Genomic DNA, 12,350 nt, shown 5'->3' on the forward strand with positions numbered 1-12,350 from the left:
AAGGAGTGAAATGACGAGCTTTGGACAAGAGGAAAAACCGCGACTCACCGAGGACTTGCGCACGCAGGTCGACCTGTTGGGCCGCGCGTTGGGCGACGCCATTAAGGAGCACTACGGCGAAACAACCTATGAGTTGGTGGAATCTCTGCGAAGTTGGGCGCAACGCACCGACGCCGGAGAGGAACTCTTTCGCCAGGTCGCCAAGCTCTCGCTGCCCGAAATCGAAAATATCATCCGCAGCTATACCAGCTATTTTCACCTGGCCAATAAAGCCGAGCAGCTCGAGATCGCGCGCATCAACCGCAAGCGCGAATTCGAGGCCACTGTCGAGAACCCGCGCTCGGAGTCCATCGCCCAGGGCGTCGAGTCGATGCGCCAGGCGGGCTGGAGTGACGCGGAGCTCACCGACTTCCTAAAAGAGCTGCGCATCGAGCCCACCCTCACCGCCCACCCCACCGAGGCTCGCCGCGAGACGTTGCTCAACATCCAGCAGCGCATCGCCGGGCACCTCAAGAAGATGGCGGCGCAGACTCAGACGCCGGCGGAGGCCAAACGCATCGAAGAGGCCCTGCGCAGCGAAGTCGCGCTGATGCTCCTTAGCGACCAGATTCGCACCGAACGAAAGACCGTCGACGACGAAGTCGACTTCGGCCTGTACTTTCTGGCGACCACGATCTGGGACGCGGTCCCTAAAATTCAACGCGACCTGCAGCGCGCGCTCAGCGAGCGATCTGAGGGTGATAATTTCGACCAGGCCACCGAGCTTCCGGCGCTGTTTCGCTACTCCTCCTGGATCGGCGGCGACCGCGACGGCAACCCGAACGTCACGGTCGACACGACCCGCAACACCTTCGAGAAGCAGCGGCGCGTGGCGCTCAAAAAATATATCAAATCGCTGCGCCTGCTGCGCCAGGAGCTTAGCGTCTCCGAGGTCCACGTCACGCTTTGCGACGCCCTCTTCGAGTCGCTCGCCGAGGACAAAAAGAGCGTCAAGCTCAGCAAGGCCGACACGCGTCTGGTCGAGCGCGATTATGCCCATGAGCCGTTCCGCCGGAAGCTGACCTATATGCTGGCCAAGTTGAATATGGCCATCGACCAGGGCGCGGCCCCGACGCATTTTGCCCGCGGCGCGGCGGCTTCGACCGCTGCACCCGAGGAGCGCTACCGCGCGGAGCAATTTCAGGACGAGCTCAAGCTCATCGGAAAAGCGCTGCATCAGGCGGGTCTTAGCCATCTGGCCAACGGTCGCCTGACCGATCTTCTGGCGCAGGTCGCGACCTTTGGCTTTCGCCTGGCAAGCCTCGACTTTCGCCAGCATAGCCGCGTGCACGAAGCCGCGGTCAGCGAATTATTGGCCATCGCGGGCGTTGCGTCCGATTATATGGGAATGCCCGAAGAGGCGCGGCTGGAGCTACTTAATCAAGAGCTGCAGAACCCGCGCCCGCTGCGCCCGCGCGGCCATGTTGAGCTCAGCGAGCAAACCCGCGACTTACTCGAGGTCTTTGAGGTCGCCCGCCAGGCCCTCGAAGAAGATCCCGGCGCGGTGCGCGCCTGGGTCATCAGCATGACCCACGAGCTGAGCGACCTGCTCGAGGTGCTCCTGCTGGCCAAGGAATCCGGGCTATGGGTGCATCGCCCCGGCGAGCGTGGCTACGCCCCGATCGAGATCGTGCCGCTTCTGGAGACCATCGAAGACCTGGCCCATGTCGATACATTCATGGCGAAGCTCTTCGAGAACCCGGCCTACGCCGCCCAATTGGACGGGCGCGAGCGCTTCCAGGAAGTCATGGTCGGCTACTCCGACAGCTCCAAAGACGGCGGCTATTGGATGGCGAATTGGTCCCAGCACAAGGCACAGCGTGCCCTGGGCGAAGTCAGCGCCAAATATAATGTGCAATTATGTATGTTCCACGGGCGCGGCGGCACGGTCGGGCGAGGCGGCGGACACAGCACCCGCGCCATCGTCGGCATCCCGCCGCAGTCCTATTCGGGGCGCATCCGCTTCACCGAACAGGGCGAGGTCATCTCCTTCCGCTATTCGCTGGAGCCCATCGCCCACCGCCACCTCGAGCAGCTCGTGCACGCGATGGCCCAGGCAGCCCAGGGCGCGCGCGACTACCGCGCCGGCGACGCCAAAAACACCGCGCGCGACCAGGCCATGGAGGCCGTGGCCGCCCGCTCAATGCGTGTCTACCGCGAGCTCATCGACGACCCTGAATTCTGGCCATGGTACCAGCGCGTCACCCCGATCGAGCATATCAGTCGCCTGCCCATTGCCTCGCGCCCCAGCTCGCGCTCCGGCCCCGCTGGACCGACCTTCGACAGCCTGCGCGCCATTCCGTGGAACTTCGCCTGGACCCAGACCCGCTATAATACTCCGGGTTGGTACGGCATGGGCACAGGTCTCGAAGAAGCCGTTGAGGCCAACGAGATCAACCTCGAAGACCTGCGCGATTGGTATAAGAATTGGAGTTATTTCCAGGGAATTATCGACAACGCCCAGCTCGAAATGGCGCGCGCGCGCCTGGCGGTCTCGCGCCAATACTGCGAGAACCTCGCCGAAGATATGGCGTTTCACGAGCGCCTCGAGAAAGAGTTTGAGCTCACCCGAAAATGGTTGCTCAAGATCACCGAAACCGACGAGTTGCTCTCCAAGAATAACACGATTCGCCAGCTTATCGCGGTGCGAAACCCCTATACCGATGTGCTCAACGCCCTGCAGATCGAGCTGATGACCCGCTGGCAAAAGGCCGACTGCGCCGACCTGGGCCACGCGCTGCTCTTAAGCCTCAACGGCGTCGCCGCGGCCATGCAGAATACCGGCTGATAATCTTCGCCGATACAAATGGGCGCGGCGGCCATGCGCCGCGCCCATTTGCCCTGCGCCCATGGTGGCTCTATAGTGGAATCACGACACATATCAGGGTTGCTGTAGACCATCGCTCTCCGGGCCAGTCCGGCCGATGATCTGCCCGATATATTTCTCAAAACGAATTATATTCTCGGGAGCAGCCGATGGCCTCTGTGATCTTCTATTTCTTCATTTTCGTTGTCTTCATCGTCTCCAATGCCTTCTTTGCGATAATTTGCATCTATATCGCGAAGGGCCTATTGCAAAAGCCCGCGCAGTGGGACCAGGTCGCAGCTCGCCTCGGACTCACCTACTCCGACCGGCGCCGTGGAAAATTAAAATTAATGACCGGGACCTATCAATCCGTCCCTTTGAAAGTAGCCACGATTCGAAAATATGAGCCTCTTTCCGGCGCTTCGGGACCGCGAAAAACCAGGACCTACCTCACGATCCAGGCCTGGTTTCCCTCGCACCACACCCCCGCGATGTCCGTGCAGCGCCAAACCACACTCAAAAAACTGTTGGGACGCGACATCAAGCTTGACGACAAAGCTCTCGATAAGCTGCTGCTCATCGAATCGCCCGGCCCCAAGGCGGTGCGCCGATTGCTCCTGCACCCAGAAGTCAGAGCAACCCTGCTCGATTGCTTCCGACGCCCTAAATCCCTTGGCACCTATAAGATCGAGGGTAACTTCGTCTACTTTACAGCCATGCCCCCGAGCGACGACGAAGCATTGACTGATAAGATAAATCATATCGTCGCCTTCGCCCAAACCATCGCGCGGGCCTCGGATGAGCTATTCAGGCCGGCCGAGCAATCCCCTGCGCCCACCGAGCCTGTCATCGAAACTTTCACCGAAACCGGCGGCGCCTGGTAAATCGGCCCGTTTAGTTACGCGCGCGCGGCGGCCACGCCCATTGTCACCGATCCCCGCGTGCAGTATCCCCTCCTGCAGTATCCCCCATTGTCCGCAACGTTCCTGGATATAACTCGGACCTTTCATGATGCCTCACGACCTACTCGCCACCGTCACTCCTGCTTTTATCTCTAATATTTTTGAGTTCTTTTTTCTCACCGAAGCCGGGTATATTTCCCTTCTGGTAATTGTCTGCGCTGCGGTCTTCTATTTTATTTCCTGGATGGACCGACGCCGCGAAAAATGCTGGCGACGCGTCGGCGAGTCGCGCGGGCTGCGCTACGACGACAGTGGTAGCTATCCGAAACTAGGCGGGACTATCAATGGAGTCACGGTGGTCGCCGAGGTCATTCGGGTCCAAAAGAACTATGCGGTCCGCGTGACCGCTCGCCCAAGCACCACGCTTCCTGAGGGGTTATTTATTCGCCCGGAGGGGCTCTTTCAGAAGGTCGGAAAAGCGCTGGGCGGCGAAGATATCCAGGTCGGCGACCTACAACTCGACAAACGCTATATCTTTCAAGGCCAAGACCCCATCAAGACGCGTGAACTCATCAAGCACCCGGCGGTAAAAGACGCCCTACTCTCCCTGCAAAAACACACGGATTCGATGCGAGTTGAGCAGGGCGTGGTTTATCTTCGAGAACCAGAACAAGGGCGCAGTGAGGCAAGGCTCACCCGTTATATTGACCAGATCGTGGCCATCGCAGCCGCTTTCGACAAAGCAGCGAGCGACCTCGCCAAGCCTGACACGCCGCCGGCGCTGCCGCCCGAGGCGCTCGCCAGCAACTCTGGCGAGCCCGGAGATTGGTGGTAAGCGCGAGCCCATAAATTAGGCACGCGTATCAAGCCGCGCAGTCAGGTCGGGCGCAATCTGCGACTCTTCAGCCCCTGGCGGTGCCATATGATTTCCCACTATTTTTGATATAGATGAGGGGGGCGCTCGCACCACTCTTCGGGCCGTTTATGAATCAGTATCTATTTATTGCCGCTGTGATTTCGCCCCTTGTCGACGCCCTCCTTCTTCGCGCGGTGGGATATATTGGCGCGATGGCGCTTCTTGTCTGGGCCGCCTATGAACTCCTTGAGTGGCGGGACAAGCGCTGTCAGAGTTACTGGGAGAGCGTGGGGAACGCCCTGGGGCTCAAATATCAAGGCCCCTTCTTACTCAAACTCAGCGGGACCCTCCCGCGCCGATCGAACCTCCGCCCCTGCCGCGCCGGCAAGCAGAGCATCTGCCGAACAGCGCGTCCAATGAGCCCAATGATTGGTGGTGATGCCCACCCAACGCATCCAAAGGCGGCGGGCACACCGCCGCCTCTGCCACGCCTGCAGGCCGGGCCAGATATCAGGTCGCCGGCACCCGAATCATCGACGCTTTGCCCACGATCACGTCGATCATCTTGCGCGCGCGGGTGAAGACCGACTCCTGCACGTAGGGGATATTCATACGCTCGCAGAGCTCCTTCACCTTGGGCTGAACCTTGCGATATTGCAGCATCGTCATATCCGGCCAGATATGGTGCTCAATCTGATAATTGAGCCACATCTGCAGCCAATCCCCCAGCTCATCACCGCATTTGTAATTGGCAGAGCCGACAATCTGGCGCAGGTAGAACTCATTGCGGCTCTTCACCGGCGCGTCGAAGCGGTACAGATCCTCGCCGGTATGATTGGGTCCAATCACCAGGAAAGCGTGGATATTGGTGAAGATCTCGGCCCAGATGCTATTCAAAAAGACGTTGGCCGCGGCCACCGGCCCGAGCGGAAGAAAAAGACTCGGGATGATGCCAAAGCGCCAGGTCGCGTGCGGGATCAGCGAGCGCATCCATAATTCGCGGCCGCGCTTATTAAAGGGGCTCAGCATCTCGGCGGGCTCTGGCGGCTCTTCCTTATTGCGCCGCGCGCGCGCCACCTGCATCACCGCCAACGTGCTGGGCGCGTAATAGACCCACTTCCAGGTGCCAGAGAGCGCCCCGACAAAGAGATAGCGCAGCCAGCTGGGGACATCGTGCTCGCGCATCCACTCGGTATTGCGCTCCAAAAGATCCGGGTCCTCGTCCTCGCCCAGGTGGTAGTGGTGCAGGAAATCATGCTCCTCATGCCACGCCTCGGGATGAATCCAGTCCATCCAATCAAACAGCCGGCGCGCCCCTTTCCCAAAGACCTTGCTGGTGTATTTGGCCTCGATCCCCGGGACCTTATCATAGCCGCGGTGGCTGATATGGTGCATCAGCAGCCAGCGCGTGAGTAACCCCTGCGAGATCAGCATCCCTGAGATCGGGTTCGGCACCATCCAGGCCGTGCCGTAGCCCAGGGCAGTGCACAACTTCCCCCAGCGCTCGATTTTCTTGAGATGGGCGATATCCGCGCTGGGATCGGCGTTGGTTTCAGCACGGATCTCGGTGGCCAATGCCTTGAGTTCGCGGGCAAGCTCCTCGAGATCAACCTGGTCAAGATCGAAGGCGGAGTCGGCTTCAAAGTCGTAGAGAGAGGGTGTGGGCGGCTTGGACATCGACGGCCTCAAATGACGGCTAGAGGGAATGAATAAGTTCGCGACCCCCGCCATATATCAGGTTCCCACGCGCTTTACGACAGGCGCAAAGCCGAGATACCCCTGAAAGATAACACCTATACTGAAACTTGATTGCTCGTAATACAAAAGGGCCGACGCCGAGATCCCTAGAATATTGGCGGTATAAATAATTTGACAGCCCCTCTTTTCCTTCCGATCCCACCTCTCTAGTCTCTACTTAGGTCGACTCCCTAACAAGTGGGGGCGATAATTCTCGCCAGAGCGTTATCCCCATTGCGCAGCCATTCAGACGCAAACTCACCACCAGGCGATCGGCCCGGCAGCATAAATTCATTCGTGCTCATTACCAACGAGGGAAGGAAAATGGCTCAGGGATTCGTGAAGTGGTTCAACAATGTCAAAGGCTACGGCTTCATCAACATCGACGGGGAGGACGAGGATATCTTCGTGCATTATAGCCAGATTCTTCAGGATGGCTTCAAAACGCTCAAACCCGAGGAGACCGTCGAATTCGAGCTCAAGCGCGGCCCCAAAGGGCTGCACGCGACCAACGTGCAACCGATTGAACCCTTAGAATAACAGCAAAGGCCAGTCCACCCGGTGCGTTAAGCGGGTGTGTCGTAGCGACGTCAAGGGTGACTTCGCAGAATTTGAGTCGAGATTTGGTTATCCACCATCCGGAGCAAGACTCCCATCACTCGACTCATTCACTCACGGAGACGGGCAAAAACTCGTCGAAGAGACACACGGGGATAGGAAAAGAACCATCATGCCATACCTGACTTCATATCTGTGGAAACTTCCCAAATTCACCTCGGCTCAACCCGCTCAAAGCGACCCGAACACCGAATCTGACGCGCCATGCCTCCTGGCAGCCGCGTGTCGAGACTGCGGCAACTATAATTTCCCGCCCAAATCCAATTGCCGCTATTGTGGCAGCCCGCGCATCCGGACCGTCTCGGTCGGCCCCGAGAGCCCGGTTAAAACGCGCAAATGGGCATTTTCGCCGCCCGACTGCCCCCAAAAACCCAACTAAGACCGGCGACGAACCGCTCGCCTCGTTCCTCGACCCGGAATTTGTGCTATGAGATTGAGGCGCGATCGCTATTGCCGATCGCGCCTCAATCTCGCACAATCGGGCCGATGAATAACGACCAAACTACAATTGCGAATCGCGAAGATGTTGGGGATACGCCAGTTGAGTTAGACAAACTCACAGGCCAACTCATCTCCGGGCGCTACCAGGTCGAAGAGTGCCTGGGGTGTGGCGCCATGGGTGAGGTCTACCGAGCCACCCACACGCTGATGGCCAAAACGGTGGCGATCAAAGTCCTGCGCTCTCAGCTTGAGCAACGTGACGATCTGGTCGAGCGTTTCCGCCGCGAAGCCCAGGCCGCCGCCCATATCGACCACCCCAATATCTGCGCGGCCAGTGACTTCGGTCAGATGGACGACGGCACCTTCTTTCTGGTCATCGAATATCTTGAGGGACACACCCTCGAAGACGCCATCGAAGCTCGAGCTCCGATCTCCGCCGCCCAGACCATCGACATCGCCGTCCAAGTCGCCTCCGGCCTCAGCCGCGCCCACGAACTCGACGTGATTCACCGGGACCTGAAGCCCGAAAATATCATGCTCGTCGCGCGCGAGGACGGCCAAGATTTCGTCAAGATCCTCGACTTCGGCGTCGCCCGCGTGCGCCTCACCGAACAACACGAAAATGCCCAACTCACCCAGGCCGGCACCGTCTGGGGAACCCCTTTATATATGGCCCCCGAGCAAGCAGCCGGCGGCGAGGTCGACGGTCGGTCGGATCTGTATAGCCTCGGCGTCATCCTCTACGAGATGCTCTGCGGACGCCCGCCCTTCAAGGACTCGAACCCCGCACGCGTCATGGCGATGCACCTCACTCACCAACCCCGGCCGCCCTCGGAATACGCGCCCGAGGCGAAGATTCCACTCGCGCTGGAAACACTGGTCCTGGAGTTGCTGGACAAAGATCCCAACAGCCGCCCGGCCTCGGCCAGCGCCCTCATCGAGCGACTCGAGGCCTGCCGCGACGCAAATAAGCTCCCCATCGCCCAGCGCGCCCAGGATATCGCCGACCAGAGCTCGGTCTTGCTTAAACGCGCGGTGAACTCCTCAGAAACCGGCGTGGCGCGCGCGCTCACATGGTTCCGCGCCCAAGAAACGCTCACTCAGGGCATCGTCCTGGGCGTGAGCGCAGCGCTGCTTTTAGCCGTCATTTTGGTGCCGACCATCGCCGTCATCAGCACCATCGCCGGTTCCTCCGGGTCAACTACCGCGGCGGCCCAGGCAAAGAGCAAGAAAGTCAGGCGCAATCTTAAGGAAAAGCGCGCCGATTTCATCAAAGAAGCCGGGCTCGACGATGTGCCCGTCGCCCTGGCCGAGAACCGGACCTCCGACGCCCTCTCGGCGCTCGACAACGCCGCAGCAACCTACGGAGATAACCCCCATTTTGCCTACCTAAGCGGGCGAACCAACGCCGTGCGTGGGCGCTGGCAGGCGAGCATCGACGCCTATAAAAAAGCACTCTCAGCCGAGCCTCTCTACGCCAATGACTCCCAATTGGTTGACGATATCTTTGTGCGCTTTTCGGACCCCAAAAAACACCGCGCCGCGCCCGCTCAAGAGCTCATCGAAGAGTATTTGGACACCGTCTACGCCACCCAAAAGCTCGCCGAAGTCGCCAGCGAGAGCGACTCAGGTTCGGCGCGAAAACGCGCCTATCAGGTGCTCGAGAGCACCAAGCGCATGGACGATCTCGAGGATTGGAGTCGCCTCAGCATCCAAATGGGCAACGCCAAGAACTGCAACGCGCGTAAAAAGATCATCCCCGACATCGTCAAGGCAGGCGACCCACGCGGCCTCAAGGTCCTCAGGGCCTATGCAGCCAAAAGCACGCGCGGTTGCGGTTTTCTCTCCCTCGAAGACTGTCATGCCTGCATGCGCGGCGACCTGCGCGACGCCATCCAAACCCTTGAAAAAGAAGAATAAACACGCCAAGCACGACTTCGCTCCATTGCTTGCGCGCCCCGCTGTGAGCCCCCAAAAGAGAAGTTTATGAGTGACCCCATCACCCTCCAGATCCTCGGAAGCGGCTCCAGCGGCAATTGCGCCTTTGTTCGCGTCGGCGACACACGCCTGCTCATCGACGCGGGCATCTCGTGTCGGCGCATCGAGCAGACGCTGGCGAGCCACGGCGAATCCATCGAGAACCTGAGCGCCATCCTGGTCACCCACGAGCACTCGGACCATATTCGCGGGCTCAAGACGCTGCTGTCGAAATACCCGGACACCGAGATATTCGCCACCCGCGGCACCCAGATCGGCAGCGAGCGACTCGTCGAGGCGGCCCAATCGTGGACGACGATCAAGGCCGAGTCGCCTTTTGAGATCGGCGAGGTCCGGGTTCACCCCTTCAAGCTAAGCCACGACGCCAATGAACCGACGGGGTTTCGCCTCGACGCCGACGGCTTCTCGATGGCATTTGCCACCGACCTCGGCGTCTGGAATAACACCATCCTCGAGCACCTCAGCGGATGCCGAGTGATTATCTTGGAGGCCAATCACGACCTCGATATGCTGCGCGCGGGCCCCTACCCGGCTTATTTGCAAAAGCGCGTGGCCTCGAGTCGCGGCCACCTCTCCAACGACCAGGCCCGCTCTTTGCTCAGCCGGCTGCCGGCGCCTCGCCCCGAGTGGGTGATTTTAGCGCACCTTAGCGCCAAGAATAACGCGGCCGACGTGGCCCTGAACGAAGTAAAAAAGGCGCTCAAACCCGAGGATACGACGCGCCTCATCGCGGCCGGCCCTAAACCCGCCGCGCCCTTCGACGTTGCGCGCCTCGCCACGCCCAAACGCCCCGCGAAGACACCCTCCCAGGGCTCGCTTTTCTCGACCTCGAATTAACTTAGATGATGATGATCAATATGAAGTTTTCGCACGCGAACGCCCGTCGCCTGATGATCGGCCTGAGCGGCCTCGTTGCCCTGAGCCTCGCTGCGCCCGCCAGCGCGCAGGAATCGCAAACGCGCCGCGACGCCAGCCCCAGCGTCGACGCCGCCGCGGAGTGGATCTCGGTGGCCGCCACCGCCGGTTTTGACGCCTCCGCCGAGGCCTTCGAGGCGCAGAACGAAAGCGGCAGCGACGACTATAAAGAGGTCCAGGAGCTCGAAAAGCTCGAGGAGGAGGCGATGCACACCGTCGTCATCGGCCATGGCACCGACTTCGACCCCGAACTCCTCGCCCCCTTCCACGGCACGCTCAGTCTGATTCACGCCGATCTTGGCTACCTCTCGGCGCTGCATCGACTCTCGGAGACCGCCCCGACCGGCTCCGCCCTCTTGGACCGCCCCGACGTCCAGAAGCGCCTCGCCGACACCAAGGTCCTGGGCTTAACCCAGCACGACCAGGCCGCGGTGCGCGCGTACCTGGACTTCTTCGACGGCCGCGGAAAACGCACCCTGGCCGGCTGGATCCGGCGCATGCACGTCTTCGCGCCGATCATCCTGGAGACGCTGCGCGACAAGGGCCTGCCCGAGGATCTGATCTATGTGGCGATGATCGAGAGTGGGTTTAGCCCCTGGGCGCGCTCCCCGGCTGCGGCGGTCGGCCTCTGGCAATTTATCCGCTCCACCGGGCGCTATATGGGCCTGCGCATCGACGCCTACGTCGACGAGCGGCGCGACCCGGTGAAATCGACCATCGCCGCCGCCGAATACCTGACCTATCTCTACGATAAATTCGGCTCCTGGCCGCTCGCCCTGGCCGCCTATAACGGCGGGCCGGGCTTGATGGCGAAGTCGATCCGCAAATATAACTCCAACGATTATTGGTATATTTGCCGCCAAAACGGCCTCTATGACGAGACGCGCCGCTACGTGCCCAAGGTCATCGGGGCGGCGCTGGTGGCCAAGAACGCTGATGTGTTTGGCCTCGACATGATCAAGGGCCACGCGCCCTTCGAATTCGACTTGGTCGAGGTGCCGCCGAGCACCCGCCTAAGCCTGGTCTCCAGCGCGGTCGGCGCCGAGTTGGACACCATCAAAAAGCTCAACCCGGCGCTGCTCACCGGCGCCACCCCGCCCGGCAAAGACACCTATTCCCTGCGCATCCCGGTCGGCACCACAAAAAAGTTCGTCCAGAACTTCGACAAGATCCGCCTCGATAACGGCGCCGAGCACATCACCCACCGGGTGCGCTTCGGCGAGTCGGTGGAGATGATCGGTGAGACCCATCGGGTCGCCCCGCGGGTGCTGCGCGCGGCGAACGGGCTCAAAAAAGGCCAGATGCCGCCGATCGGCCAGGAGCTTATCGTCCCGAAAAAGGCGCTTGGCACTTGGAATCCGCGCGGTAAAAGCAGCAGCAAAAAGGTCATCCTGCTGCCCTCGGTCGAGTATAAAAACCCGAAGCTCAAGCGCTATTTTTACCGAGTCCAGAGCGGCGACACCCTCAAGGCCATGGGGCGCGGCCTGGGCATCAACCCGGCCGACATCACCCTGTGGAACCACCTCGACCCGAACGCCGCGCTCCAAAGCGGGCTCTATCTGCAGATCTTTTTGCCCGAAGACCGCGCCACCGATTCCCTGGCGCTGACCGCCGAATCCGAGGTCACCCCCATCGTCATCGGCAGCGCCGCGCACAAAAAGCTCAAGGCCAAGAAGACCTCGAGCAGCGGGCGCGGCCGCCGCTGGCACCGGGTGCGCTCCGGCGAGAGCCTCTGGCTGATCGCGCGGCGCTATAAGGTCACGGTCAAAAAACTCAAGCGATGGAACCGCTCGCTTCGGCGCAGCAACACCTTGCAGCCCGGCCAGAAGATTCTGGTATACCCGGGGCGTTGAGCAGAAAGGTCGCGCCATACGCAAAAAACCGCCGCCCCCGCAATCTCAATGAGAATGCGGGGGCGGCGTTTTTCAAAGTGGAGCTAAGGGGGATCGAACCCCTGACCTCTAGAGTGCGATTCTAGCGCTCTCCCAGCTGAGCTATAGCCCCGTCCCCAAAATTCTTACTGCAAATTAATCACATT

Annotated in this window: 9 protein-coding genes and 1 tRNA gene; 8 read left to right on the plus strand and 2 right to left on the minus strand. The window is 60.5% G+C overall.

The window, feature by feature from the left end:
- Window positions 1-10 precede the first annotated feature (10 nt).
- From ppc to DN745_RS14040, 3 genes are all read left to right on the plus strand, one after another.
- Window positions 11-2,827 (plus strand): phosphoenolpyruvate carboxylase, encoded by a 2,817-nt coding sequence (ppc, locus tag DN745_RS14030; protein WP_111335807.1) that lies wholly within the window; start codon window positions 11-13, stop codon window positions 2,825-2,827.
- A gap of 188 nt (window positions 2,828-3,015) precedes the next feature.
- On the plus strand, window positions 3,016-3,729 hold the full coding sequence (locus DN745_RS14035; protein ID WP_111335809.1) for a hypothetical protein: 714 nt from the start codon (window positions 3,016-3,018) through the stop codon (window positions 3,727-3,729).
- Between the two features lie 124 nt (window positions 3,730-3,853).
- Window positions 3,854-4,582 carry a hypothetical protein gene (locus DN745_RS14040; protein WP_111335810.1) on the plus strand — a complete coding sequence of 243 codons (729 nt, stop codon included), beginning with the start codon at window positions 3,854-3,856 and terminating at the stop codon, window positions 4,580-4,582.
- Window positions 4,583-5,113: 531 nt separating this feature from the next.
- Here the strand turns inward: DN745_RS14040 and DN745_RS14045 are convergent.
- On the minus strand, window positions 5,114-6,280 hold the full coding sequence (locus tag DN745_RS14045; protein WP_111335812.1) for a fatty acid desaturase family protein: 1,167 nt from the start codon (window positions 6,278-6,280) through the stop codon (window positions 5,114-5,116).
- Between the two features lie 384 nt (window positions 6,281-6,664).
- On the opposite strand from DN745_RS14045, the gene DN745_RS14050 reads away from it, so the two are divergent.
- From DN745_RS14050 to DN745_RS14070, 5 genes are all read left to right on the plus strand, one after another.
- A complete protein-coding gene (locus DN745_RS14050; protein WP_111335813.1) occupies window positions 6,665-6,880 on the plus strand; it encodes a cold shock domain-containing protein in 216 nt (71 codons plus the stop codon).
- A 190-nt stretch (window positions 6,881-7,070) separates the two neighbouring features.
- Window positions 7,071-7,337 (plus strand): zinc ribbon domain-containing protein, encoded by a 267-nt coding sequence (locus tag DN745_RS14055; protein ID WP_111335815.1) that lies wholly within the window; start codon window positions 7,071-7,073, stop codon window positions 7,335-7,337.
- Between the two features lie 107 nt (window positions 7,338-7,444).
- Entirely contained in the window at window positions 7,445-9,319 is a 1,875-nt protein-coding gene (locus DN745_RS14060) for a serine/threonine-protein kinase (protein WP_162687683.1), read from the plus strand.
- A gap of 66 nt (window positions 9,320-9,385) precedes the next feature.
- Window positions 9,386-10,234 carry an MBL fold metallo-hydrolase gene (locus DN745_RS14065; RefSeq protein WP_111335818.1) on the plus strand — a complete coding sequence of 283 codons (849 nt, stop codon included), beginning with the start codon at window positions 9,386-9,388 and terminating at the stop codon, window positions 10,232-10,234.
- Window positions 10,235-10,254: 20 nt separating this feature from the next.
- A complete protein-coding gene (locus DN745_RS14070) occupies window positions 10,255-12,165 on the plus strand; it encodes a lytic transglycosylase domain-containing protein (protein ID WP_133622035.1) in 1,911 nt (636 codons plus the stop codon).
- Between the two features lie 78 nt (window positions 12,166-12,243).
- Here the strand turns inward: DN745_RS14070 and DN745_RS14075 are convergent.
- Window positions 12,244-12,316: transfer RNA gene (locus DN745_RS14075), tRNA-Ala, on the minus strand.
- Between the last annotated feature and the right edge of the window lie 34 nt (window positions 12,317-12,350).

This window comes from Bradymonas sediminis, from assembly GCF_003258315.1.
GTDB classification, from domain to species: Bacteria; Myxococcota_A; Bradymonadia; order Bradymonadales; family Bradymonadaceae; genus Bradymonas; species Bradymonas sediminis.

Coding starts and splice junctions, on each gene's coding strand:
- ppc (WP_111335807.1), top strand. CDS start 11: ATGACGAGCTTTGGACAAGAGGAAAAACCGCGACTCACCGAGGACTTG.
- DN745_RS14035 (WP_111335809.1), top strand. CDS start 3,016: ATGGCCTCTGTGATCTTCTATTTCTTCATTTTCGTTGTCTTCATCGTC.
- DN745_RS14040 (WP_111335810.1), top strand. CDS start 3,854: ATGATGCCTCACGACCTACTCGCCACCGTCACTCCTGCTTTTATCTCT.
- DN745_RS14045 (WP_111335812.1), bottom strand. CDS start 6,280: ATGTCCAAGCCGCCCACACCCTCTCTCTACGACTTTGAAGCCGACTCC.
- DN745_RS14050 (WP_111335813.1), top strand. CDS start 6,665: ATGGCTCAGGGATTCGTGAAGTGGTTCAACAATGTCAAAGGCTACGGC.
- DN745_RS14055 (WP_111335815.1), top strand. CDS start 7,071: ATGCCATACCTGACTTCATATCTGTGGAAACTTCCCAAATTCACCTCG.
- DN745_RS14060 (WP_162687683.1), top strand. CDS start 7,445: ATGAATAACGACCAAACTACAATTGCGAATCGCGAAGATGTTGGGGAT.
- DN745_RS14065 (WP_111335818.1), top strand. CDS start 9,386: ATGAGTGACCCCATCACCCTCCAGATCCTCGGAAGCGGCTCCAGCGGC.
- DN745_RS14070 (WP_133622035.1), top strand. CDS start 10,255: ATGAAGTTTTCGCACGCGAACGCCCGTCGCCTGATGATCGGCCTGAGC.